Genomic DNA, 23130 nt, shown 5'->3' with positions numbered 1-23130 from the left:
CCGCTGGCCGGGGCGTTCGTCATGTCTGGAGCACCCACGTTGAAGCTCGTCACGAGAGCCGAGTTCGGCTGGCCCGCCTCGGCCGCGCCGACGCAGACGTCCACGAAGGGCGTCAAGGTCCACTACGAGGGCACCGCCGTGAGCACGACGCTGCTCACCGACCATGCCGCGTGCATCGCCGAGTGGAAGGCCATCCGCAAGTCCCACCTGGCGAACACGAAGGAGAACTACTCCGACGTCGCCTACAACTACGCGGCCTGCCCGCACGGGTTCCTGTTGGAGGGCCGCGGCATCGGTAAGCGCACCGGCGCCAACGGCGACCAGGCCCTGAACCAGGCGCACTACGCGATCGTCGGACTCGTCGGCGACGAGGGCCTCACCCAGCCGACGGACGCCATGCTCGGCGCGATCCGCGACGGCATCGAGCTCCTGCGCAAGCACGGAGCCGGGAACGAGATCAAGGGCCACCGCGACGGCTACGCCACCGACTGCCCCGGCGGCCCGCTGTACGCCTGGGTGCAGAACGGCGCGCCCCGCCCGGCGGGCACCGTGACGGAGACGACCCCGGCCAAGCCCAAGGTGTCCCTGGCGCACGTCGTCGCTGCCGCCCGCAAGGACCCGGCCGCCGCGCAGGGCCACACCACCTACAAGGCCGAAGTCCTCCTCGTCGAGCGCGCCCTGAAGGCCGAAGGTCTGCTCGCCGCGGCCTACGTGGACGGCTCGTTCGGCACCAAGACCGTCGCCGCCTACGCGCGCTGGCAGCGGTCCCCGGCCGGCGGCGGCTACACCGGCACCGACGCCGACGGCATCCCCGGCCCTGCCTCCCTGAAGCTGCTGGCCGCCCGGCACGGCTTCACCGTTACCGCCTGAGCATCGAGAGGAACACCCCATGTCGAACCTTCACCTGCCCGACGCAGAGACGGTCGTGAAGACCGCGGGCACCTACGGCCGCGACCTTCTGGAGCGCGTCCTGTCCACGTTCCTGCAGTCGTTCATCGGCGGCATCGTCGTCACTCAGCCCCTCAACGGCAGCATGTGGTACGCAGCCGGAGCGGGTGGCGTGGGCGCCGTACTCGCCCTCTGCAAAGGCCTGGTGGCCCGGTGGAGGGATGTCACCAACAGCGCTTCGCTCGCGAGAGGCGTCTGATGGCGACGCCGGACTCCGGCGTGTATATCAGCACGGCTCAGATGTTCCAGGAGGTGAGGGATCTGGCTCAGACGGTCGGCCGCATCGAGTCCAAGGTGGACAGTTTCCTCGACGAGGCGAAGGACATTCGGCAGGACGTCCAGGACCACGAGCTCAGGATCCGCACCCTCGAACGCGCCCGCTGGCCGCTGCCTACGATCGGCGTCCTCGCCGGACTCGCCGGCGCGGCAACGGGCGCCGTCTCCCTCTTCGCACGCTGACCGCGGCCCCGTCCTCTTCGGAGGGCGGGGCCGCTTTCGTGCGTCCGAGGTCAGCTGCGCTGCGCGGCCACCGCACCCGTGTAGGTCTCCCGTGTCAGATCGTCCGGCCCGATCCCGAGGTCGGCGAGCACCGCGCGGATGTCGTCCAGGGCGGCGGTCACGTCGTCCTCGGCGACGAGGGTCTCGACCTCCAAGAAGGTGCCGTTGAGCTCGGGCACGCGGACGAGGGTGGCGAGCATCTGTCGGCCGCGGGCGGTGAAGTCGTAGTTGCGGCACCGCTTCTCGAACGCGATGACCTCGACATGGCCGAGGCCGCGGAGGATGGCGTGCGCTGCGTCTGCGTCGGCGACTGCGGTCTCGTGCTCGGGCTTCGACCCTGAGGCCTCGTCGACTGCAGCGTCCTTGAACGTGAGCACCGTCCGCGTGCTGTCCGCGCCGTGCACCGTCCGCACGCGCAGCTCTTGGTCGGCCTTCTCCATGCCGCCGTCAGGCCGGTCGTAGTACGTGTCGCGGTACACCTCGATGCGGGCCGTGGCGCGCTCGTCGAGCTGCCGCATGACCGCCTCCGGGGCGTGCACCCGAGCCTTCAACTCCGCCTCGATCACCAGCGAATCCCCTTCTCACACCGTGCGCTGCGCGCCGTCGATGACTGTCTCGAACATCCGCCGGAACCCGCGGAACAGCGGGCCGTGCGGCGTCGCCATGACCTTGTACATCGCGCTCTCGTGGCCCTCCCACCCTGCGTCGAAGGCACCGACGAACATGGTGGAGTCCGTGCGGATGACCCGCCAAGTGGGCAGCATCCGGTACCTCCACACTCCGACGTCCCCCGCGCCGGCCAACTCCCGCAGCCGTGCTTCCGCCAGACGCACGCCCCCGGCGAGGGACTCCGAGGACTCGCCGATCTCGGCCGCGCGGCGGGCCAGGGCGTCGCTGTCGGGGTCGAGGAGCGCCACCCGCACCCGGAGTCCCCGGCCGCCCTGCTCACGCGGCAGACATGCGCGCAGCAGGCTGTCGTTCAACCCAATCAGGCCGAGCCCTCGGACCGCCAGGACGTCCAACTCCTGCGCCTCACGAGCCTGCTGCCGGATCTCCTCGGACGCCGAGCCCTGCGCCGCGTACACACGCACCACTTCCGGGAACGCAGCCAGATCGAACGCCGGGCCGCCCGTGCGCTTCTCCCTGCTCGCCGCCAGGCCGAGGAGGTGTCGGGCGTCGTCGGGCATGTGCAGGCCGTCGGCGATCCGCTCGTACACGTCGAGCCGTGACACCTCACGGCGGCCGTTGATGATCTCGTTGACGCGGGCCTGTGTCATTCCGGCCGCGACGGCGATCCGGGCCTGACTCGCGCCGGCGTACTGCTGCACGTGGCGGAACACGGCACCCATGTCCCTGGCACGCAGGGCCTGGCGGACCTCGGCGCGTTCCCACGCCCAGGCCGGTAGTTCGATCGGCTCCAGTGCGGTTCCCATGGTGCGGCCCCCGGTATCCACGGTGGGATCGAAAGGTATCTCACCGTGAGATTACCGGTGGGGTATCGAGCCGAAACCGTCCGTCACACCAGCCTGACCAGGTACGCGAAACCCCGGCGGCCGCGCGAACGGCCCCGGGAGTGGCCGACTGGTTGGAGTCGACGTGGCGAAGCCTACGCAGACCGAGAATCCCCCCGCCATCCCCCGCACCGGTATCGCCTGGTGCGCCTGGCACGAGTCGTACAGCAACACGGCCCGGCTCGTCCGCGACTCCAGCGGCGCGAAGCTCTTCGCCTGCTCCTCGTGCCGTCAGGTCTACGACCTGGTGCCCGTCGCGGACCAGCCGTGAACCCCGGCTTCGTCAACGCGACCGAAATGCTGCCCGTACCTCGAGCGGCCGGCCTCGCCCCCGAGCAGATCGAGGGGAAGCGCTGCGTGTGGTGCGGCGGCGCCGACACGGTGGAACTGGGCCCGCGCCTCAGCGTCATCGGCGGAACCCTGAAGCGGTGGGAGCCGCGCGCCTGCCGACCCTGCACCCGGCGGGAGGCCGGCCGCGTGTACGACGTCCACATCACCGCGTGCGCCCGCTGCACCCACCGCGACTACTGCCCGGACAGCAAGGCCCTGTACACGCTCGCCCTGTACCGCCAGACGTCTGGCCTCCTTCCTGCCCGCACCGCGTGGAGAGACGGGCAGAGGAGCACGCCAGAGAAGGTGTCACGTCATCCGCGGTCACAAGCAGACCGCGCGTGACAGTCCCGAAGGAGGACTGAACGATGCAATGTCCGAACTGCGGCGCTTCCGCCATCCAGGGATCGAACGGTTCGTGGATCTGCTCGAACCAGTGCGGCTGGGCCAGTGGGTCCGCGCCCGCCCCGCGGGTACCCTCGGCACATGACTCAGCAGCGGCCGAAGCAACCCGTGCCGAGTAAGACCGCCCGCCCCCGGATCAGCCCGGAGATCACGAAGACGGAGTGCCGCCAGTGCGGCGCCGATGTCCACGGGCTGAACGGCCGTTACGCCTGCGGGCTCTGTGGCTGGGTCAACCACTGGTCGGAGGGGTACGGGAATCTCCCGACGGCCGAGGACGACCCGGACCACCCCGGCCGCTGAAACGCACCCTGCGCCCCTCGCCCCTTTCACGGGAGCGAGGGGCGTTCTGCTGTACCTCGGCGTGACCCCGCCGCCGGCCAGGTCCGTCTCCATGTCGTGATCGTTTACCTTCGGGCCAGCAGCGGGCCAGCTGACGATCTTCGAAGACGACGAAAGCCCCTCCATCGGAAGGGGCTTGGCGCTCTGCCGCAGGTGAGAACGTTCCTGCACTGGATCGCGAAGGTGGGGCGGGTGGGACTCGAACCCACGGCCGACGGATTATGAGTCCGCTGCTCTAACCGGCTGAGCTACCGCCCCATAGCGGCGTGTCGCGTACATGTGTGCGCGCCGTCTGCCGCAGCATAGCCGCTCATACGATCTCACGCTTCGGCTGGTGGACCTTGCACGACCATGAGGACTGCCCCCCTGGCCTGCACGGTTCCCGCCGACATGAAAAAGGACCCCCACGGGGTCCTCGTTCACGCTGCTCTCCCGACTGGACTCGAACCAGTAACCTGCCGGTTAACAGCCGGCTGCTCTGCCAATTGAGCTACAGGAGATCGAAGCTCCCCCGACTGGACTCGAACCAGTAACCTGCCGGTTAACAGCCGGCTGCTCTGCCAATTGAGCTACAGGGGAACGCCTCGTTGCATCGATCGTACCTACCTGGGTATTCGCCAGGGGGCGCTCGCTCGCTGCGACACATACATTAGCGCAAGCAGGGGGGTGCTCCGCCAATCGGTTCCCCCCGGCGTCGAGGTCACGGCCGGGACCGTCACGAGGGAAGGGTGGCCGTCATGCGCTACAAGCTCACGTTCGTCGTCGGACTGGCTGTGGGTTACGTGCTGGGCACGCGTGCCGGGCGCGAGCGCTACGAGCAGTTGAAGAAGTCCGCGCGGCAGGTCGCCCAGAACCCCGCCGTGCGCAATACCGCCGAGACCGCCGCCCAGCAGGGCCGCCAGTACGCGGGCAAGGCGTACCACGCGGTCAGCGACAAGGTCGGCGACCGGATGCCCGAATCGGTGGCGGGGCGGGTGCGGTCCCTGCGCGACCGCAACAGCAACGGCGCGAGCAGCGGCGCAAGCAGCGATGACTGGGGCACCAGCAACACCTGAGGCGGGCGGCAGCGGTGCGGAAGCCCGTCCGCGGGGCGCACCGCTGTGACATGTGCCGCCGTGCCGCGCGGGCTCGACCAGCCACGACGGGGCCGGTTCCGCGGCCGCGGAACCCTTCCCGCGGTCTCCGCGGCCAAACCCGAGCGGCGCGTGCGGCAGAATTTTCGTTATGGGGATAGTCGCCGGGCTGGACAGTTCGCCCGATTTCACTCGTATCGTCGTCTGCGACGCGGACACCGGAGCCGTGCTCCGGCAGGGATACGCGCCGCATCCGATGGAGGGCGCGGAAAACAGTGGACGGCCTTCGGACGTCGATCCGCAGGCCTGGCTGCTGTCCCTGGGCGAGGCCGCGGGCGGCGGGCTGCTCGAAGGCGTACAGGCCATCGGCGTGTCCTCGCAGCAGAACGCGGTCGTCCCGCTGGACGCGCAGGGCAACACCGTGCGCCCGGCGATGGTCGGCGGGGACAAACGGGCGCAGGTCGCGGCGGCGGATCTGATCGACGCCCTCGGCGGGCGCGAGGCCTGGGCCCAGGCGGTGGGATGCGTGCCGCAGGCCCCGCAGCCGGTGACCAAGCTGCGCTGGCTGGCGAAGAGCGAGCCCGACGCGGCCGCCCGGACCTCCGTGCTGCTCCAGGCCCACGACTGGCTGGTGTGGCAGTTGCTCGGACGGCCGGTGCGGCGCACCACCGATCGCGGCGGGGCCTCCGGGACCGGCTACTGGTCGGCGGCCACCGGCGGCTACCGGCCCGATCTCGTGGAGCTGGCGCTCGGTCACCAGGTGATGCTGCCCGACGTGATCGGACCGTCCGACGCGGCCGGTACGACGCCGGAGGGGCTGCTGATCTCCGCCGGCACCGGCGAGACCATGGCGGCCGCCCTGGGGCTCGGGATCGGGCTCGGCGACGCGGTCGTGTCCCTCGGCGCCTCCGGGTCCGTGATGGCCGTGCACCACGAGGCGCTCTTCGACCAGAGCGGGATGATCACCTCACTGGCGGACGCGACCGGCATGCATCTGCCCGTCGTCACCACCCTGAACGCGGTACGGACCCTGCGCGGGGCCGCCGAGCTGGTCGGCGCGGCCGATCTGGAGGCGCTGTCGGACCTGGCGATGAAGTCGACGCCCGGATCGCACGGGCTGGTCATGCTGCCCTATCTGGAGGGCGAGCGGACGCCGAACCTGCCGCACACGGCCGGGACGCTCGCGGGGCTGCGGCGCGAGTCGATGAAGCCCGAGCACTTCGCGCGGGCCGCCTTCGAGGGCATGCTGTGCGGGCTCGCGGACGCGCTGGACGTGCTGCGCGGCCGGGGCGTGGAGGTACGGCGGATCTTCCTGCTCGGGGCGGCCGCCGAGCTCGCGGCGGTGCAGACGGCGGCGCCGGCGCTGTTCGGGGCCCAGGTCGTCGTACCGCAGCCGGCGGACTACGCGGCGATCGGGGCGGCCCGGCAGGCCGCGTGGGCGCTCGGCGTCTCGCAGGGGGCCCTCGACCCGCGGACCCCGCCGGCCTGGCAGGGGGCGGCGGCGCAGGTCCTGGACCCGGGCGAGGAGCTGGCCGTGGGGCAGGCCGTGCGGCAGCAGTACGTGTCGGTGCGCGAGCAGACCCATCCCGGGGCCTTTCGCATATAGACATATAGACATATAGACATAGGGCCATGGAGTCGTGGAGTCATCTCGGGGCATAGCGCGCATACGGTGATACAGGCGACGCCCTGCGCACTGCTGTCGGCTTAATCGGTTGAGGTAACACGGGTGGAGTGTTCGACGATGGGGGCCAGGGGCAACCAATGCCCCTGGCCCCCACTCCGAGAGACGTAGCGTGCTCATACGACTTCTGCGGACCTATCTCAGGCCCTACAAGAAACCCATCTCCCTGCTGGTGCTGCTGCAGCTCCTGCAGACCTGCGCCACCCTCTATCTGCCCACCCTCAACGCGCACATCATCGACAAAGGCGTCGTCGAGGGGGACACCGGTTACATCCTGTCCTTCGGCGGGGTGATGATCGCCGTCTCGCTGGCGCAGGTGGTGTGCAACATCGGCGCCGTGTACTACGGCGCCAGGACCGCGTCCGCGCTCGGCCGGGACGTGCGGGCGGCCGTCTTCGACCGGGTGCAGTCCTTCTCCGCCCGCGAGGTCGGTCAGTTCGGCGCGCCCTCGCTGATCACCCGGACGACGAACGACGTCCAGCAGATCCAGATGCTGGCCCTGATGACGTTCACGCTGATGGTGTCCGCGCCGATCATGTGCGTGGGCGGCATCGTGCTGGCGCTCGGCCTCGACGTGCCGCTGTCCGGGGTGCTGGTCGCCGTGGTGCCCACGCTGGGCATCTGCGTGACCCTGATCGTGCGCCGGCTGCGGCCGCTGTTCCGGTCGATGCAGGTGCGGCTCGACACCGTGAACCGGGTGCTGCGCGAGCAGATCACCGGCAACCGGGTCATCCGCGCCTTCGTCCGGGACGAGTACGAGGAGCAGCGGTTCCGCAAGGCCAACACCGACCTCACCGACATCTCGCTCAAGACCGGCAATCTGCTCGCGCTGATGTTCCCGGTGGTCATGACCACGGTGAACCTGTCCTCGATCGCGGTGGTCTGGTTCGGGGCCCATCGCATCGACAGCGGCGGGATGCAGATCGGCGATCTGACCGCGTTCCTCGCCTACCTGATGCAGATCGTCATGTCCGTGATGATGGCCACCTTCATGTTCATGATGGTGCCGCGCGCCGAGGTGTGCGCCGAGCGCATCCAGGAGGTGCTCGACACCTCCTCGTCCGTGGTGCCGCCGACCGCGGCCGTCACCGAGCTGCGCCGGCACGGCCATCTGGAGATCCGGGGCGCCGGGTTCCGCTATCCCGGCGCCGAGGAGCCCGTCCTCAAGGCGGTCGACCTGGTGGCCCTGCCGGGCGAGACGACGGCCGTGATCGGCTCGACCGGCAGCGGCAAGTCGACCCTGCTCGGACTGGTGCCCCGGCTGTTCGACGCCACCGAGGGCGAGGTACTGGTCGACGGGGTGCCCGTCGGCGACGTCGACCCGGTGCTGCTCGCCAAGACCGTCGGACTCGTGCCGCAGCGGCCGTATCTGTTCGCCGGGACGGTCGCGACGAATCTGCGCTACGGCAATCCGGACGCCACCGACGAGGAGCTGTGGCACGCGCTGGAGGTGGCGCAGGCCAGGGACTTCGTCAGCAAGCTGGAGAACGGCCTCGACTCCCCCATCGCGCAGGGCGGGACGAACGTCTCCGGCGGTCAGCGGCAGCGGCTCGCGATCGCCCGGACGCTCGTCCAGCGGCCGGAGATCTATCTCTTCGACGACTCCTTCTCCGCCCTCGACTACGCCACCGACGCGGCCCTGCGGGCGGCGCTCGGCCGCGAGACCGCCGAGGCGACCGTCGTGATCGTCGCCCAGCGGGTCGCCACCATCCGGGACGCCGACCGGATCATCGTCCTGGACGAGGGCCGGGTCGTCGGCGCCGGCACCCACCGCGAACTCATGGCGGACAACGAGACCTATCGGGAGATCGTGCTCTCCCAGCTCACGGAAGCGGAGGCTGCCTGATGGCCGGGCCCATGGGACGCATGATGGCCGGCACCGGTCCCGAGAACCGCTCGCTGGACTTCAAGGTGTCCGGCAGGCGGCTGCTCGCCCATTTCAAGCCGGAGCGGTTCACGCTCTGGACGATGCTGGTCTGCGTGGTCTTCAGCGTCGGCCTCAACGTGGTCGGGCCGAAGCTCCTCGGCGAGGCCACCGACCTGGTGTTCGCCGGCATCATCGGACGGGAGCTGCCGGCCGGGAGCAGCAAGGAGCAGGTCCTCGACTCGATGCACGAGCGCGGCGAGGGCAGCGTCGCCGACATGCTCCGCAGCACCGACTTCACTCCGGGCGAGGGCATCGACTTCGGCGCGGTGGGCGAGGTCCTGCTGGTCGCGCTCGGGGTGTTCCTGATCGCCGGTCTGCTGATGGCGGTCGCGACGCGCCTGGTGAACCGGGCCGTGAACCGGACGATGTTCCGGATGCGCGAGGACGTGCAGACGAAGCTGTCGCGGCTGCCGCTGTCGTACTTCGACAAGCGGCAACGGGGCGAGGTGCTCTCCCGCGCCACGAACGACATCGACAACATCGGGCAGACGCTCCAGCAGTCGCTGGGCCAGCTCGTCAACTCGCTGCTGACGATCATCGGCGTGCTGGCGATGATGTTCTGGGTGTCCTGGCTGCTCGCGCTGGTCGCGCTGGTGACCGTGCCGCTGTCGGCGGTCGTCGCCACGCGCGTGGGCAAGCGGTCGCAGCCGCACTTCGTGCAGCAGTGGCGCTCCACCGGCAAGCTGAACGCCCACATCGAGGAGATGTACACCGGGCACACCCTGGTGAAGGTGTTCGGCCGCCAGCAGGAGTCGGCGCAGCAGTTCGCCGAGCAGAACGACGCGCTGTACGAGGCCGGCTTCAAGGCGCAGTTCAACAGCGGGGTCATGCAGCCGCTGATGATGTTCGTGTCGAACATCAACTACGTGCTGGTGGCGGTCGTGGGCGGCCTGCGGGTCGCGTCCGGCGCGCTGTCCATCGGCGATGTGCAGGCGTTCATCCAGTACTCCCGCCAGTTCTCGATGCCGCTGACGCAGGTCGCGTCGATGGCGAACCTGGTGCAGTCGGGCGTCGCGTCGGCGGAACGGATCTTCGAACTCCTGGACGCGGAGGAGCAGGAGGCGGACCCGGCGGAGGCCGTACGGCCGAAGGAGCTGCGCGGGCGGGTGGCGCTGGAGGGAGTGTCCTTCCGGTACGACCCCAAGAAGCCGCTGATCGAGGACCTGTCGCTGACGGTGGAGCCCGGTCACACGGTCGCGATCGTCGGCCCGACGGGGGCCGGCAAGACGACGCTGGTGAACCTGCTCATGCGGTTCTACGACGTCTCCGGCGGACGCATCACCCTGGACGGCGTGGACATCGCGAGGATGAGCCGTGACGAGCTGCGCGCCACGATCGGCATGGTGCTCCAGGACACCTGGCTGTTCGGCGGCACGATCGCGGAGAACATCGCGTACGGGGCGGCGCGGGAGGTCACCCGGGGCGAGATCGAGGAGGCGGCGCGGGCCGCGCACGCCGACCGGTTCGTGCGCACCCTGCCCGACGGCTACGACACCGTGATCGACGACGAGGGCAGCGGGGTCAGCGCCGGTGAGAAGCAGCTGATCACCATCGCGCGGGCGTTTCTGTCCGACCCGACGATCCTGGTGCTCGACGAGGCCACCAGCTCCGTCGACACCCGCACGGAGGTGCTGATCCAGAAGGCGATGGCGAAGCTGGCGCACGGGCGGACGTCGTTCGTCATCGCGCACCGGCTGTCGACCATCCGGGACGCGGACACCATCCTGGTGATGGAGAACGGCTCGATCGTCGAGCAGGGCGCGCACAGCGACCTGCTGGAGGCGGACGGGGCGTACGCGCGCCTGTACCAGGCCCAGTTCGCCCAGGCGGTGGCGGAAGTGGACTGAGCGCTCCGCGGGCGGTGCGGAGGAGGTGGTCGAGCGTCTGCGGCTCCGTCGTGGCTGGTCGCGCAGTTCCCCGCGCCCCTTGGGGAACTGCGGCACCGTAGCCGAATTCGCGAGGGCCGCTCTGCCTCAGGGGGCCGCCGGGCGGGCGGCCCCCTGCTAGTCCAGGTAGCCCCTCAGCTGGTCTGCGAACGCGTGGTCGCGGAGTTTGTTGAGGGTCTTCGACTCGATCTGGCGTATCCGCTCGCGCGTCACGCCGAAGATGCGGCCGATCTCCTCCAGGGTGCGCGGGCGGCCGTCCGCGAGGCCGTAGCGGAGTTGGACGACCTTCCGCTCGCGTTCGCCGAGCGTGGAGAGCACGGCTTCCAGGTGCTCGCGCAGCAGCAGGAAGGCCGCCGACTCGACGGGGCTGGCGGCGTCGCCGTCCTCGATGAGGTCGCCGAGGGCGACGTCGTCCTCCTCGCCGACCGGGGCGTGCAGGGAGACCGGCTCCTGGGCCAGCCGCAGCACCTCGCCGACGCGCTCGGGGGGCAGGTCGAGCTGGGCGGCCACCTCTTCGGCGCTGGGCTCGTAGCCGCGCTCCTGGAGCATCCGGCGCTGGACGCGGACGACCCGGTTGATGAGCTCGACGACATGCACGGGGACGCGGATGGTGCGGGCCTGGTCGGCGAGCGCCCGGGACATGGCCTGGCGGATCCACCAGGTGGCGTACGTGGAGAACTTGTAGCCGCGGGCGTAGTCGAACTTCTCGACCGCCCGGATCAGGCCGAGGTTGCCCTCCTGGACGAGGTCGAGCATGGTGAGCCCGCGGCCGACGTAGCGCTTGGCGACGGAGACCACGAGCCGCAGGTTGGCCTCGATGAGACGGCGCTTGGCCATCCGGCCCAGGACGACCAGCCGGTCGAGGTCGAGGGCCAGCTGACTGTCCAGGTCGGCGGCGCTGCCCAGCCGTTCCTCGGCGAACAGGCCGGCCTCCACGCGACGGGCCAGATCGACCTCCTCGACCGCGGTGAGCAGCGGGATCCGGCCGATCTCGCGCAGGTACTGGCGGAACAGGTCGGAGGACGGGCTGGCGCTCTCGGTGGCGCGGGCGCGGGGCGGGGCGACCGGCTCCGGGGCGTCCTCGGGGGCTTCTTCGGGGGCTTCCGCGAGCATCTCGGCGGGCGGCTCGGTCTCCGGCCCGCTCCCGGGCCCGCTCTCCTGCCCGCTGTCCTGCCCGCTCTCCTGCTCCGGCCGCGTCTGCGGGTGGTGCGCGGCGCGGCCCTGCGGCGGGACCGCGACCAGGACGTCGGTCTCGGCGTCCGCTTCCGCGCCGTCGTTCGCGTTCGTGCTGTCGGCAGTGCTGTCGGTCTGGGTGAGGGTCTGGGTCTGCACGGGGGCGACCTCCAGGATGATCGCTGCTGGGGTGAGCAGCAGCGGTACTACGGGGGCGGAGTCGGCGGCCACGCCGCTGTCCGTCCGGGATCGGCCGCGCTCCGAGGACTCAGGCACCGCAACCCAGTGTGGAGTACGACACATCGCTGCCACGAGGGGCGTGCGATGACTTTTTGCGGCCGGTCCGTGACCACGGGTTCAGAGAGCGGACGGGCCTTCGTGCTGGAGCGCCCTGTCGTACCTGGTCAGGATCATCATCTCGTTCTGGACGGCGGCCGCCTGGGCCGGGTCCAGGTGCCCGAGGCGGGTCAGCGTGGACTGCAGATCGGTCAGCCGGCGGTTCACGGCTCTGCGGCGGACGGTCACGAGCTGCTCGCCCGCGTAGTTCTCGTCGACCGTGCGGCGCATGATCGCCTCGACCGCGAGCTCCGTGACCATCGCGCGGACCGTGTCGTCGGGTGCGGTCTCGCGGACCCGGACGAGGTACTCGTGCCCGTCCTTCACGCCCCACTCGGCGCCGCCCGCGTCCAGGATCGCCTGGCGTACGGCCGCGTAGGGGGCGGCGGTGAATTCGTCCACGCCGTAGGCGTCGAAGGCCGGGGCGACGAGTTCGGGGCGCTGGAGGGCGAGCTTGAGGAGCTCGCGTTCGGTGGCGTAGACGGCGTTGCGGAGGTTGAGGGCGGGGCCGCCCGCGACGGGCCGGGGGGCGGCGTCGTAGGGCTGCTGGGGGCCGCCGCCGGGCCCGCGGGCGGGCGCGGGGCCCTTGCCGCCGCGGTCGCGGGCCCAACGGGCCAGCTGGGCGACCCTTTTGACGACGAACTGGGTGTCCAGGATGCCGAGCATCCCGGCGAGCTGGACGGCGACCTCGTGCTGGGCGCCGCTGTTCTTGATGCGGGCGACGATGGGCGCGGCCTCGTCGAGTGCGCCGGCGCGGCCCGCCGGGGTGTCGAGGTCGTAGCGGACGACGATCTGGCGGAGCGCGAACTCGAAGAGCGGGGTGCGGGGTTCGACCAGGTCGGCGACGGCTTCGTCGCCCTTGGCGAGGCGCAGGTCGCAGGGGTCCATGTTGTCGGGGGCGATCGCGATGTACGTCTCGGCGGCGAACTTCTGGTCGTCCTCGAAGGCGCGCAGGGCCGCCTTCTGGCCGGCCGCGTCGCCGTCGAAGGTGAAGATGACGCGGGCGCTGCCGTTGTCCATCAGGAGCCGGCGGAGGATCTTGATGTGGTCGCCGCCGAAGGCCGTGCCGCAGGTCGCGATGGCGGTCGTCACTCCTGCGAGGTGGCAGGCCATGACGTCGGTGTAGCCCTCGACGACGACCGCGCGGGAGGACTTCGCTATGTCCTTCTTCGCCAGGTCGATGCCGTAGAGCACCTGGGACTTCTTGTAGATCGCCGTGTCGGGGGTGTTGAGGTACTTGGGCCCGTTGTCGGCCTCGTAGAGCTTGCGCGCGCCGAAGCCGACGACCTCGCCGCCGATGTCGCGGATGGGCCACATCAGCCGGCCGCGGAAGCGGTCGATGGGGCCGCGGCGGCCCTCCTGGGCGAGCCCGGAGAGGAGGAGTTCCTTGTCGGTGAAGCCCTTGCCGCGCAGGAAGCGGGTGAGGTGGTCCCAGCCCTGGGGGCTGTAGCCGACGGAGAAGTGCTGGGCGGCGGCCTGGTCGAAGCCACGCTCGGCGAGGAACATCCGGCCGGTGTCGGCCTCGGGGCTGGTGGCCAGCTGTTCCGCGTACCAGTCGGCGGCGATCTTGTGGGCCTCGACCAGCCGGATGCGTTCGCCGCGCTGGTGGGCGGGGTTGTAGCCGCCCTCCTCGTAGCGCAGGGTGATGCCGGCCTGGGCGGCGAGCCGCTCGACGGCCTCGGAGAAGGTGAGGTGGTCGACCTTCATCACGAACGTGATGGTGTCGCCGCCCTCCTGGCAGCCGAAGCAGTGGAAGAACCCCTTGCTGGGGCTGACCTGGAAGGACGGCGATTTCTCGTCGTGGAACGGACAGAGGCCCTTGAGGTTGCCGCCGCCCGCGTTGCGCAGCTGGAGGTACTCGGACACCACGGCGTCGATCGGAACCGCGTCCCGAACCGCCTTCACGTCCTCGTCGTTGATCCGCCCAGCCACAGAGTGATTCTACGGGGGTGGACTGACACTCCTGGGACGAGCCGACCTCTCGGCCGGGCTAGGAGACGAGACTTTCGAGGGGGACGTGCGGGTCGGCCAAAGCCTCCGTGTTCACCGGGGCCTTCGAGGTGATCAACTTCTGGATCGGCTCTGTGACGTCCCACACGTTCACGTTCATCCCGGCCAGCACCCGCCCCTGGTGCAGCCAGAACGCGATGAACTCCCGCTTGCCCGCGTCGCCGCGGATCACGACCTCGTCGTACGTGCCCGGCGGGGCCCAGCCGCTGTACTCCATGCCCAGGTCGTACTGGTCGGAGAAGAAGTAGGGCACGCGGTCGTAGACGACGTCCTTGCCGAGCATCGCGCGGGCGGCCGCCGGGCCGCCGTTCAGCGCGTTGGCCCAGTGCTCGACGCGCAGCCGGGTGCCGAACAGGCCGTGCGGGAAGGACGCGACGTCCCCGGCGGCGAAGATGTCGGGGTCGGAGGTGCGCAGCTGCGCGTCCACGGCGACGCCGCCGCCGTAGGCGTGGTCGGCCATCTCCAGCCCCGCCGCCTCCGCGAGCGAGGTCCGCGGGGCCGCGCCGATCGCCGCGAGGACGTCGTGCGCCGGGTGCTCCTCGCCGTCGTCGGTGCGGGCGGCGAGGACCATGCCGTCCTGGCCGACGATCTCCGTGAGCCGGGCCCCGAAGTGGAAGCGGACGCCGTGCTCGCGGTGCAGGTCGGCGAAGAGGCTGCCCAGCTCCGGGCCGAGCACGCCGTGCAGCGGGGTCGCCGCCGGTTCGACGACGGTGACCTCCGCGCCGTACTCGCGCGCCGCCGCCGCGATCTCCAGGCCGATCCAGCCGCCGCCGGCGATCACGATGTGGCCGTTGTCCCGGCCGAGGGCGGCCAGGACGCCCTTGAGGCGCTCGGCGTGCGCGAGCCGGCGCAGATGGTGCACGCCCGCGAGGTCGGTGCCGGGGATGTCGAGGCGGCGGGGCTCGGCGCCGGTGGCGAGGAGCAGCTTGTCGTAGTGGACGAGCGTGCCGTCGTCACCGAAGCGGACCGTCTTCGCCGTGCGGTCGATGGCGTCGACGGTCTGGCCGAGGTGCAGTTCGACGTCGTTCTGCGCGTACCAGGCGGGCTCGTGCACGAAGACGCTCTCGCGGGTCTCCTTGCCGAGCAGGAAGCCCTTGGAGAGGGGCGGTCGCACATAGGGGTGGTCGCGTTCGTCGCAGATCAGTATCACGCGGCCGGTGAAACCCTCCGCCCGCAGCGTCTCGGCCGCCTTGGCGCCGGCCAGGCCTCCTCCGACGATGACGAATGTCTGATCCGCGTCGACCACGTGATGCCTCCTCGTAAAGGAACCGCCACGTGCGAGCGTCCCGCACGCAGCGTTAGGGGGGAAGGGGGACGTGCCCGATCAAGGCTCGCCGAGGCGTGTTCGGGCCCGTTTGGGCGCACCGGGCGCGCCCCTGTCAGCGTCTTGTGTGCCCCGTCAGACGGGTGTGAAGCGAGCGGGCCGAGGCGTCGGTGAGGGAGGCGATCTGGTCGACCACGACCCGCTTGCGGGCGCGGTCGTCGGAGGCCTGGTCGAACAGCGAGCGGAACTGCGGGTCGAGGCCGTCGGGGGCGCGGACGGTGAGGGCCTCGGCGAGCTCGCTGATGACGATGCGCTGGTCGGCCCGCAGCCGCTCCTGTTCGACGCGCTGCATGACGTAGCGGTCGGCGACCGCCTTGAGGACGGCGCACTCCAGGCGCGTCTCGTGCGGCACGACGAGTTCGGCGTCGTAGCGGGTGAGGCGGCCGGTGCCGTATCGCGTGCGCGTGGCACCCTCGGCGGCGAGGCAGAAGCGGCCGATGAGCTGGCTGGTGGTGTCCTTCAGCCGGGCCTGGGCCGTGGCCGTGCCGTCGTAGCCGTGCGGCCACCACTCCTCGTCCTGGAGGCGGTCGAGGGCGGCGGCGAGTTCGGCCGGATCCGTGTCGGCGGGCACGTACCGGCCGACGGCGACGCGGTAGACCTCCTGGCGTTCCGGTTCGGCGTGCAGGACGTTGGGGTCGATGTGCCCCGCGTGCAGGCCGTCCTCCACGTCGTGCACCGAGTACGCCACGTCGTCCGCCCAGTCCATGACCTGTGCCTCGAAGCACGTGCGCGTGCCGGGGGACTCCTTGCGGAGCCAGTCGAACACCGGCCGGTCGTCGTCGTAGACGCCGAACTTGGGGGACGCGGGGTCGGTGGGGTGGGCGCCCCGGGGCCACGGGTACTTGGTGGCGGCGTCGAGGGTGGCCCGGGTGAGGTTGAGGCCCACCGAGCCCTCGGGGGTGAAGCGCTTGGGCTCGATGCGGGTGAGCAGCCGCAGCGACTGGGCGTTGCCCTCGAAGCCGCCGCAGTCCTGCGCGAAGTCGTTGAGGGCCTGCTCGCCGTTGTGGCCGAACGGGGGGTGGCCGAGGTCGTGCGAGAGACAGGCGGCCTCGACCAGGTCCGCGTCGCAGCCGAGGGCCGCGCCCAGCTCGCGGCCGACCTGGGCGCACTCCAGGGAGTGGGTGAGGCGGGTGCGCGGCGTGGCGTCCCACACCTGGCTGCGTTCGCCCGGGGTGACGACCTGGGTCTTGCCCGCGAGCCTTCTCAGCGCCGAGGAGTGCAGGATGCGGGCGCGGTCGCGCTGGAAGGCGGTGCGGCCCGGGCGCTTGTCGGGCTCCGCCGCCCAGCGTTCTGTTGACGGCTCGTCGTAGGGCATGACTCGACAGTAAGCGGCGCTAGTGACAATTGGGCGCCCGGTGGGGTGCTGTGACCCTTAAGCGGCGTTGATCCCGGTCTCCAGGGCGGCTGCCTGGTCGTAGCGGTGGAGGAGCAGGTCGACCATGGCGGAGTGGGTGCCCAGGGGGGCCGAGGCGATCCAGGGGGCCGCCGCCGCGCACTCGGTCGCGAAGCGGCCGGGGGCGGTGAAGTGGGAGGCGATCGCGATCCGGTCGCGGCCGCGCGCCGCAAGGGCGCGCAGCGCCGTCGGGATCGTCGGGGCCGCCGTGGTCGCGTAGGCCGGGACGACCGGGACGCCCAGGCGGCGGGCCAGGAGGGCGGCCGTGCGGCGGGTGTCCACCGCCGAGTCGGGGTCCCGGGAGCCCGCCGCCGCGAGGACCACGGCGCTCGTGCGGCGCTCGTCGTCCGTCAGGTCCGGGTTCCAGCCGGCCTCGATCAGACGGGTGCGCAGGGTGTCCACCAGGAGCGGGTGCGGGCCCAGCGGCGCGGCCACGCGCGTGCGTACCCGTGCCGTCGCCGCCATCTCGGGGATGTCGCGCTTGACGTGGTAGCCGCGGGCGAGGAGGAGCGGGACCAGGACGGCGTCCGTGGCGCCGCGGGCGTCCAGGTCGGCCAGCGTGTCGGTCAGCAGGGGCTCGTTGAGCTCGATGTGGCCGAGGTGGACGGCGACGTCGGGGCGCTGCTCGCGGACCCGGTCCAGGAGCGTGCGGACGGTGCTCAGGGCGCGCGGGTCGCGGCTGCCGTGGGCGACGACGACCAGCGCGGGCGGGCCGGGACGCCGGCGGCCGGCGAGGTGGACGAGGCTTGGCTGGCTCATGCACCGATCCTGCCGCGGCGAGGTTGCACCCCCGTTGCCTGACCGTCACGAGTGTTTTCCGGGGGTTCACCGCCGGGGCGGGGGCGGTGTGAGGTGCGGGACACCCGGCGAGGGAACGAACCGGATCGCCGTGCCGGACGTCTTCCCAGGCCGTAGGGGATGAGGGGGACACCGAATGGACATGCGTCGACCGCGGCTGCCACGCACGCGTGCGGGGCGGCGTCGGCTGGTGCAGGCCGTGATGGCCGGGTGTGTGCTCGGGCTGCTGCCGGCCACCTGGCTGTTCGTGTCGACGGCCGACCGGCTCGGCACGACCGCCGACGCGCCGCGCACCGAGGTCGCCGTCGTGTTCGGCGCCGGGCTGTGGGACGGCGAGCCGTCCCCGTATCTCGCGCACCGGCTGGACGCGGCGGTGAAGCTGTACCGGGAGGGCCGGATCAGGGTCGTCCTGGTGACGGGCGACAACAGCCGCAAGGAGTACGACGAGCCCGACGCCATGCGCGCCTATCTCACCGGGCACGGGGTGCCGGACGCGCGGATCGTCAGCGACTACGCCGGTTTCGACACCTGGGACTCCTGCGTCCGCGCCAAGAAGATCTTCGGCGTGGACCGGGCCGTCCTGATCAGCCAGGGGTTCCACATCCGGCGGGCCGTCGCCCTGTGCGAGGCGGCCGGGGTGGACTCGTACGGCGTCGGGGTCGCCGCGAAGCACGACGTGACCTGGTACTACGGCGGGACCCGGGAGATCCTCGCGGCCGGCAAGGCGGCCCTGGACGCGGTGTTCGAGCCGGATCCGCGGTTCCTGGGGCCGAAGGAGCAGGGCGTGGCGCGGGCGCTCGCGGCCGCCGGCACGGCCGGCGCCTCACCGCGTCGGCCGGCGGCCGGGGAGGGCACGACCACACCGCCGTAACAGGAGACCGCACGGCGCGTAACACGGCCGACGCACGCTGAGCGCATGCGGACCGCCTCGACGCCCACCCACTGCCCGTACTGCGCGCTGCAGTGCGGGATGGCCCTGTCGCCGCTGCCCGCGGGGGGCGTCGAGGTGGTCGAGCGCACGGACTTCCCGGTGAACCGGGGCGCCCTGTGCGGCAAGGGGCGGACGGCTGCCGCGGTGCTGGCGCCGGGCGTCCGGCTGACCTCCCCGCTGGTGCGCTCGGGCGGCGGCGAGCTCGTGCCGGCCGGCTGGGACGAGGCGCTGGACCGGATCGCCGGGGAGCTGGGCCGCATCCGCGCGGAGCACGGGCCGGACGCGCTCGGGGTGTTCGGCGGGGGCGGGCTGACGAACGAGAAGGCGTACACGCTCGGCAAGTTCGCGCGGGTCGTGCTCGGCACCTCGCAGATCGACTACAACGGCCGGTTCTGCATGTCGTCCGCCGCGGCGGCCGGCGTCAAGGCGTTCGGGCTCGACCGGGGGCTGCCCTTCCCGCTGGCGGACATCCCGCGGACCGGGTGCGTGATCCTCGTCGGGTCCAACCTCGCCGAGACGATGCCGCCCGCGCTGCGGTTCTTCACCGAACTGCGGGAGAACGGCGGCATGTTGATCGTCGTCGACCCGCGGCGGACGAAGACCGCCGAGCAGGCCGACCTGCACCTGGCGCCCCGCCCGGGGACGGATCTCGCCCTGGCGCTCGGCCTGTTGCACCTGATCGTCGCCGAGGGGCGGGTCGACGAGGAGTACGTGCGCGAGCGGACCACCGGCTGGGAGGAGACGCGGGCGGCCGCGATGGCCCACTGGCCGGAGTACGTGGAACGGATCACGGGGGTGTCCGTTCCACAACTCCGGGAGGCTGTGCGGCTGTTCTGCGCGCCCGAGGCCGCGATGGTGCTCACCGCGCGCGGGCCCGAGCAGCAGTCCAAGGGCACCGACACGGTCGGCGCGTGGATCAACCTGTGCCTGGCCACGGGCCGGGCCGGACGGCCGCTCAGCGGCTACGGCTGTCTGACCGGACAGGGCAACGGCCAGGGCGGGCGCGAGCACGGCCAGAAGGCCGACCAACTGCCCGGCTACCGCAAGCTGGACGACCCGGCGGCGCGCGCGCATGTCGCCGAGGTGTGGGGCGTCGACCCCGACTCGCTGCCCGGACCGGGCCGCAGCGCCTACGAGTTGCTGGACGCGTTGGGGTCCGACGTGCGGTCGCTGCTGCTGATGGGGTCGAACCCGGTGGTGTCGGCCCCGCGCGCCGCGCACATCGAGGAGCGCATCAGGTCCCTCGACTTCCTCGCCGTCTGCGACGTCGTCCTGTCGGAGACGGCGGCCCTCGCGGACGTCGTCCTGCCGGTCACCCAGTGGGCGGAGGAGACGGGGACGACGACCAGCCTGGAGGGGCGGGTGCTGCTGCGGCAGCGGGCGATCACCGCTCCGGACGGCGTGCGCAGCGACCTGGAGGTGCTGCACGAGCTGGCGGCGCGGCTGGGCGTCGAGAAGGGGTTCCCGGTCGAGCCCGAGGAGGTCTTCGAGGAGCTGCGGCGGGCCAGCGCGGGCGGCATCGCGGACTACTCCGGGATCAGCTACGCGCGGCTGGCGCAGGGGGCGGGCGAGGGCGTGTTCTGGCCCTGCCCGGCGGAAAACGTGGAAGGGGCGGAGGGTGAGCCGGCGCCGCCCGGCACGCCCCGGCTCTTCCTCGACCGGTTCGCCACGCCGGACGGCCGGGCCCGGTTCGTGCCGGTCTCGCACCGGCCGTCCGCCGAGGAGCCGGACGACGACTACCCCGTGCTGCTCACCACCGGGCGGGTCGTGGCCCAGTACCAGTCCGGCGCCCAGACCCGCCGCGTGGACGAGCTGAACGCTGCCGCGCCCGGCCCGTTCGTCGAACTGCACCCCCGGCTGGCGGCGCGGCTCGGCGCGGCCGAGGGCGACCCGTTGGCCGTGACCTCCCGGCGCGGGCGGGCCGTCGCCCCCGCCCGCATCACCGCCGGCATCCGCCCGGACACCGTCTTCATGCCGTTCCACTGGCCGGGCGAGGGCCGCGCCAACACCCTCACCAACCCGGCCCTGGACCCGACCTCGCGGATGCCGGAGTTCAAGGTGTGCGCGGTGCGGGTGGAGCTGGTCGACCCGTAGGACGGATCCCTGGGGCTCAGCGGGGCAGGCGCAGCGCGAGGCCGTCCAGGACGACGTCCAGGCCGTAGGCGAACTTGGCGTCGCGCAGGGCGACCGGGTCGGCCGCCGCGGCGGCGCCGGCCGCGTATCCCTCGGCGAGGTGGTCGTAGGGGGCGGCGGCCTGCTGGGCGGCGGGCATCAGGCGGGCGATGAAGTCGGCCTCGGTCTCGCCGGAGCGGGCGACCGTGGTGAGCCAGGCCGCCTCCGTGGTGCTCATGCCGATCACATACGACAGGACCGTGTCGATCGCGCCGCTCGGCTCGGGGAAGCCCGCCGCGGTGAACAGTGCGGCCAGCCGCTCCGAGAAGGCCATGAGGTTGGGGCCGAGGTAGGCGAGTCCGGCCTGCCCGAGGACCGAGGAGAGCCAGGGGTGCCGTAGCGCCGTCGTACGGAACGAGCCCGCGGCCTCGGTGACGGCGGCCCGCCAGTCGGGTGCGCCGGCGGGCGGGACGTGGATCTCGCCGGCGACCTCGTCCACCGCCAGCTCCATCAGCTCGTCCTTGGTGGCGACGTGCCGGTAGAGGGAGGTCGCGCCGGCGTTCAGGCGTGCGCCCAGCTTGCGCATGCTCAGCGCCTCGATGCCGTCGGCGTCCAGCATCGTGATCGCCTCGCGGACGATCGCGGCCCTGCTCAGCGCGGGCTGGTCGGGCTCGCGCCGCTGCCGGGCCCAGACGGACGGGACGGGGTTCGGGTTCTTTGCCTTGCCTGCCATGGGCTCTCCCACACTCCGGTGCGTACAACGTGCGCTTCCAGCGTACAGAGTTCGACACTTGCGAACACTGTTCCGTCGTGCGTACAGTGTGCGCATCAAAGGAACGGTGTTCGCACACTGTTCGCACACGACAGGGGAGAAGCCATGGAAGCGCGTGCCGAGAACGGTGGGACGGGTGGGACCGGTGCGACCGATGGGAGCGGGCGCGACCCCCGCCGCTGGTGGATCCTCGTCGTGCTGTGCCTGAGCACGGTGGTCCTGACGATCGACAGCATGGCGCTGACGGTCGCGGTCCCCTCGATGACCGAGGACCTCGGCGCCACCGCCCAGGACACGCAGTGGATCCTCGACTCCTACATCCTGGTCTTCGCGGGTCTCCTGCTCACCTCGGGCAGCCTCGGCGACCGCTTCGGCCGCCGGAAGGTGATGCTGATCGGCCTGGTGCTCTTCGGGGCGGCCTCACTCGCCGCCACGATCTGCACCAGCCCCGGCGAGGTGATCGCCGTGCGCACCGCGATGGGCGTCGGCGGGGCGCTGATCATGCCCTCCACCCTCTCGATCCTCATCACCGTCTTCGACGAGGACGAGCGCGGCAAGGCGATGGCGGCCTGGGGCTCCGTGTCGATGCTGGGGCTGGTCGGCAGCCCGGTCCTGGGCGGCGTCCTGATCGACCACTTCTCCTGGCACTCGATCTTCTTCATCAACGTCCCGGTCGTCGCGCTCGCCGTCGTCGCCGCCGTGCTGCTGATGCCGGAGTCCAAGGCGCCCTGGCAGAAGGCGGATCCGCTGGGCGCGGTGCTGTCCGCGGTCGGGATGACCGCCCTGGTCTGGTGGATCATCGAGATCCCGCAGCACGGCGCGTTCGACGGCCGCTCCGCCGTCAGCCTCGCGGTCGCCGTGGTAGGCCTGGCCGGGTTCGTGATCTGGGAGAACGTCACCGCGTCGCCGATGGTCCCGCTGGTCCTGTTCAAGCACCGCAACTTCAGCGGCGGTTCGCTCTCGCTGGCCCTGGTCCAGATCGGCAACGGCGGTCTGCTGCTGGTCCTCACCCAGTATCTGCAGTTCGTCCTCGGCTACTCCCCCGTCGAGGCGGGCCTCGCCTTCCTGCCGCTGGCCGTCGCCGCGCTGATCGGCAACGGCGTGGGCGTGCAGCTGGCCGAGAAGATCGGCAACCGGTTCGTGATCCTGGCCGGCATGCTCGTGATGGTCGCCTGCTTCGCCCTGCTGACGACGGTCGACGCCGACTCGGGCTTCACCGTCCCGGCGATCGCCCTCGGACTGCTCGGCCTCGGCGCGGGTCTGGCGATGCCCGCCGCCGTCGGCGCGCTGATGAGCACCATCCCCGCGGACAAGGCGGGCGTCGGCTCGGCCCTGAACGACACCATCCAGCAGGCCGGCACCGCCCTCGGCATCGCGATCCTCGGCTCCCTGCTGACCAGCGGCTTCGCCGCCGAGATGCCCGCCGACGCCCCGGCCGCGGCCCGGCAGTCGATCGGCGGGGCGCTGACGGTGGCCGGCGAGGACGCCGGTCTGGTCCGGGCGGCCCGGGAGGCCTTCACCGCCTCGATGACGACGACCTTCACGGTCAGCGCGATCGGCGTCCTGGCCGCCGCCGTCCTGGCGACCCTGGTGATGCGCGACCGCAAGCCGCAGACGACGGAGACGGCGCCGGTCGAGGAACCGGAGCTGGTCGCCTGACCGTCGCCCCGCGGTGAGCGG

At 71.6% G+C, this 23130-nt stretch carries 21 protein-coding genes and 3 tRNA genes; 13 read left to right on the top strand and 11 right to left on the bottom strand.

The window, feature by feature from the left end; all coding sequences use genetic code 11:
* Positions 1-21: 21 nt before the first annotated feature.
* Genes ACWCPF_RS05530 through ACWCPF_RS05520 form a run of 3 tightly spaced genes read left to right on the top strand, consistent with a single transcriptional unit; the run spans position 22 to position 1407 of the window.
* On the top strand, positions 22-870 hold the full coding sequence (locus tag ACWCPF_RS05530) for an N-acetylmuramoyl-L-alanine amidase (RefSeq protein WP_451043643.1): 849 nt from the start codon (positions 22-24) through the stop codon (positions 868-870).
* Between the two features lie 19 nt (positions 871-889).
* On the top strand, positions 890-1147 hold the full coding sequence (locus ACWCPF_RS05525; RefSeq protein ID WP_451043642.1) for a hypothetical protein: 258 nt from the start codon (positions 890-892) through the stop codon (positions 1145-1147).
* Positions 1147-1407 carry a hypothetical protein gene (locus tag ACWCPF_RS05520; RefSeq protein WP_451043641.1) on the top strand — a complete coding sequence of 87 codons (261 nt, stop codon included), beginning with the start codon at positions 1147-1149 and terminating at the stop codon, positions 1405-1407. Before ACWCPF_RS05525 ends, ACWCPF_RS05520 begins: the two co-directional genes overlap by 1 nt.
* A gap of 50 nt (positions 1408-1457) precedes the next feature.
* Here ACWCPF_RS05520 and cyaB read toward each other — a convergent pair whose 3' ends face one another.
* Both cyaB and ACWCPF_RS05510 read right to left on the bottom strand, forming a co-directional pair.
* Entirely contained in the window at positions 1458-2012 is a 555-nt protein-coding gene (cyaB, locus tag ACWCPF_RS05515; protein WP_451043640.1) for a class IV adenylate cyclase, read from the bottom strand.
* A gap of 15 nt (positions 2013-2027) precedes the next feature.
* Positions 2028-2879, bottom strand: a complete 852-nt coding sequence (locus ACWCPF_RS05510) for a helix-turn-helix domain-containing protein (protein ID WP_451043639.1) — start codon at positions 2877-2879, stop codon at positions 2028-2030.
* Positions 2880-3042: 163 nt separating this feature from the next.
* Here ACWCPF_RS05510 and ACWCPF_RS05505 point away from each other — a divergent pair, with 163 nt between their 5' ends.
* The 3 genes from ACWCPF_RS05505 to ACWCPF_RS05495 all read left to right on the top strand — a co-directional run bounded on the left by ACWCPF_RS05505 (position 3043) and on the right by ACWCPF_RS05495 (position 3992).
* Positions 3043-3228 (top strand): hypothetical protein, encoded by a 186-nt coding sequence (locus ACWCPF_RS05505; RefSeq protein ID WP_451043638.1) that lies wholly within the window; start codon positions 3043-3045, stop codon positions 3226-3228.
* On the top strand, positions 3225-3632 hold the full coding sequence (locus ACWCPF_RS05500; protein WP_451043637.1) for a hypothetical protein: 408 nt from the start codon (positions 3225-3227) through the stop codon (positions 3630-3632). Before ACWCPF_RS05505 ends, ACWCPF_RS05500 begins: the two co-directional genes overlap by 4 nt.
* A gap of 141 nt (positions 3633-3773) precedes the next feature.
* Positions 3774-3992: a hypothetical protein gene (locus tag ACWCPF_RS05495; protein WP_451043636.1), complete on the top strand. Its 219-nt coding sequence runs from the start codon at positions 3774-3776 to the stop codon at positions 3990-3992.
* Between the two features lie 223 nt (positions 3993-4215).
* On the opposite strand, the gene ACWCPF_RS05490 is transcribed toward ACWCPF_RS05495, so the two are convergent.
* The 3 genes from ACWCPF_RS05490 to ACWCPF_RS05480 form a co-directional block, all read right to left on the bottom strand.
* Positions 4216-4289 (bottom strand) — tRNA-Ile (locus ACWCPF_RS05490).
* A 169-nt stretch (positions 4290-4458) separates the two neighbouring features.
* Positions 4459-4531 (bottom strand) — tRNA-Asn (locus ACWCPF_RS05485).
* A 6-nt stretch (positions 4532-4537) separates the two neighbouring features.
* Positions 4538-4610, bottom strand: a tRNA-Asn gene (locus tag ACWCPF_RS05480).
* Between the two features lie 158 nt (positions 4611-4768).
* Between ACWCPF_RS05480 and ACWCPF_RS05475 the strand changes: the two genes are divergently transcribed.
* The 4 genes from ACWCPF_RS05475 (at position 4769) to ACWCPF_RS05460 (ending at position 10562) form a co-directional block, all read left to right on the top strand.
* Positions 4769-5086: a YtxH domain-containing protein gene (locus tag ACWCPF_RS05475; protein ID WP_451043635.1), complete on the top strand. Its 318-nt coding sequence runs from the start codon at positions 4769-4771 to the stop codon at positions 5084-5086.
* A 169-nt stretch (positions 5087-5255) separates the two neighbouring features.
* Positions 5256-6710: an FGGY family carbohydrate kinase gene (locus ACWCPF_RS05470; protein WP_451043634.1), complete on the top strand. Its 1455-nt coding sequence runs from the start codon at positions 5256-5258 to the stop codon at positions 6708-6710.
* Positions 6711-6900: 190 nt separating this feature from the next.
* The gene (locus ACWCPF_RS05465) at positions 6901-8634 is read left to right on the top strand and encodes an ABC transporter ATP-binding protein (protein ID WP_451043633.1); all 1734 of its coding nucleotides are present in this window, start codon (positions 6901-6903) and stop codon (positions 8632-8634) included.
* Positions 8634-10562, top strand: coding sequence for an ABC transporter ATP-binding protein (locus tag ACWCPF_RS05460; RefSeq protein ID WP_451043632.1), 1929 nt, complete (start codon positions 8634-8636; stop codon positions 10560-10562). Before ACWCPF_RS05465 ends, ACWCPF_RS05460 begins: the two co-directional genes overlap by 1 nt.
* Positions 10563-10718: 156 nt before the next feature.
* On the opposite strand, the gene ACWCPF_RS05455 is transcribed toward ACWCPF_RS05460, so the two are convergent.
* The 5 genes from ACWCPF_RS05455 to ACWCPF_RS05435 all read right to left on the bottom strand — a co-directional run bounded on the left by ACWCPF_RS05455 (position 10719) and on the right by ACWCPF_RS05435 (position 17596).
* The gene (locus ACWCPF_RS05455; protein WP_451043631.1) at positions 10719-12050 is read right to left on the bottom strand and encodes an RNA polymerase sigma factor; all 1332 of its coding nucleotides are present in this window, start codon (positions 12048-12050) and stop codon (positions 10719-10721) included.
* Positions 12051-12131: 81 nt separating this feature from the next.
* Entirely contained in the window at positions 12132-14042 is a 1911-nt protein-coding gene (dnaG, locus tag ACWCPF_RS05450; protein WP_451043630.1) for a DNA primase, read from the bottom strand.
* 58 nt (positions 14043-14100) lie between these two features.
* Positions 14101-15366 carry an NAD(P)/FAD-dependent oxidoreductase gene (locus ACWCPF_RS05445; RefSeq protein WP_451043629.1) on the bottom strand — a complete coding sequence of 422 codons (1266 nt, stop codon included), beginning with the start codon at positions 15364-15366 and terminating at the stop codon, positions 14101-14103.
* Between the two features lie 133 nt (positions 15367-15499).
* The gene (locus tag ACWCPF_RS05440) at positions 15500-16759 is read right to left on the bottom strand and encodes a deoxyguanosinetriphosphate triphosphohydrolase (protein WP_451043628.1); all 1260 of its coding nucleotides are present in this window, start codon (positions 16757-16759) and stop codon (positions 15500-15502) included.
* A gap of 57 nt (positions 16760-16816) precedes the next feature.
* A complete protein-coding gene (locus ACWCPF_RS05435) occupies positions 16817-17596 on the bottom strand; it encodes a sirohydrochlorin chelatase (RefSeq protein ID WP_451043627.1) in 780 nt (259 codons plus the stop codon).
* Between the two features lie 175 nt (positions 17597-17771).
* Here ACWCPF_RS05435 and ACWCPF_RS05430 point away from each other — a divergent pair, with 175 nt between their 5' ends.
* Both ACWCPF_RS05430 and ACWCPF_RS05425 read left to right on the top strand, forming a co-directional pair.
* The gene (locus ACWCPF_RS05430) at positions 17772-18506 is read left to right on the top strand and encodes a SanA/YdcF family protein (protein WP_451043626.1); all 735 of its coding nucleotides are present in this window, start codon (positions 17772-17774) and stop codon (positions 18504-18506) included.
* A 45-nt stretch (positions 18507-18551) separates the two neighbouring features.
* The gene (locus tag ACWCPF_RS05425) at positions 18552-20660 is read left to right on the top strand and encodes a molybdopterin oxidoreductase family protein (RefSeq protein WP_451043625.1); all 2109 of its coding nucleotides are present in this window, start codon (positions 18552-18554) and stop codon (positions 20658-20660) included.
* Positions 20661-20676: 16 nt separating this feature from the next.
* On the opposite strand, the gene ACWCPF_RS05420 is transcribed toward ACWCPF_RS05425, so the two are convergent.
* Complete coding sequence (locus tag ACWCPF_RS05420; protein ID WP_451043624.1) at positions 20677-21411, bottom strand: TetR/AcrR family transcriptional regulator; 735 nt, start codon at positions 21409-21411, stop codon at positions 20677-20679.
* Between the two features lie 144 nt (positions 21412-21555).
* Between ACWCPF_RS05420 and ACWCPF_RS05415 the strand changes: the two genes are divergently transcribed.
* Entirely contained in the window at positions 21556-23109 is a 1554-nt protein-coding gene (locus ACWCPF_RS05415) for an MFS transporter (protein WP_451043623.1), read from the top strand.
* Positions 23110-23130 lie beyond the last annotated feature (21 nt).

The sequence above is a fragment of the Streptomyces sp. NPDC001858 genome (genome assembly GCF_053594615.1).
Note: the sequence above shows the minus strand (reverse complement) of the source record. Positions and strands in the feature narration are given on the sequence as shown.

Coding starts and splice junctions, on each gene's coding strand:
- ACWCPF_RS05460 (WP_451043632.1), top strand. CDS start 8,634: ATGGCCGGGCCCATGGGACGCATGATGGCCGGCACCGGTCCCGAGAAC.
- ACWCPF_RS05440 (WP_451043628.1), bottom strand. CDS start 16,759: ATGCCCTACGACGAGCCGTCAACAGAACGCTGGGCGGCGGAGCCCGAC.
- ACWCPF_RS05415 (WP_451043623.1), top strand. CDS start 21,556: ATGGAAGCGCGTGCCGAGAACGGTGGGACGGGTGGGACCGGTGCGACC.
- ACWCPF_RS05510 (WP_451043639.1), bottom strand. CDS start 2,879: ATGGGAACCGCACTGGAGCCGATCGAACTACCGGCCTGGGCGTGGGAA.
- ACWCPF_RS05425 (WP_451043625.1), top strand. CDS start 18,552: ATGCGGACCGCCTCGACGCCCACCCACTGCCCGTACTGCGCGCTGCAG.
- ACWCPF_RS05475 (WP_451043635.1), top strand. CDS start 4,769: ATGCGCTACAAGCTCACGTTCGTCGTCGGACTGGCTGTGGGTTACGTG.
- ACWCPF_RS05430 (WP_451043626.1), top strand. CDS start 17,772: ATGGACATGCGTCGACCGCGGCTGCCACGCACGCGTGCGGGGCGGCGT.
- ACWCPF_RS05495 (WP_451043636.1), top strand. CDS start 3,774: ATGACTCAGCAGCGGCCGAAGCAACCCGTGCCGAGTAAGACCGCCCGC.
- ACWCPF_RS05525 (WP_451043642.1), top strand. CDS start 890: ATGTCGAACCTTCACCTGCCCGACGCAGAGACGGTCGTGAAGACCGCG.
- ACWCPF_RS05435 (WP_451043627.1), bottom strand. CDS start 17,596: ATGAGCCAGCCAAGCCTCGTCCACCTCGCCGGCCGCCGGCGTCCCGGC.
- ACWCPF_RS05530 (WP_451043643.1), top strand. CDS start 22: ATGTCTGGAGCACCCACGTTGAAGCTCGTCACGAGAGCCGAGTTCGGC.
- ACWCPF_RS05520 (WP_451043641.1), top strand. CDS start 1,147: ATGGCGACGCCGGACTCCGGCGTGTATATCAGCACGGCTCAGATGTTC.
- ACWCPF_RS05420 (WP_451043624.1), bottom strand. CDS start 21,411: ATGGCAGGCAAGGCAAAGAACCCGAACCCCGTCCCGTCCGTCTGGGCC.
- ACWCPF_RS05470 (WP_451043634.1), top strand. CDS start 5,256: ATGGGGATAGTCGCCGGGCTGGACAGTTCGCCCGATTTCACTCGTATC.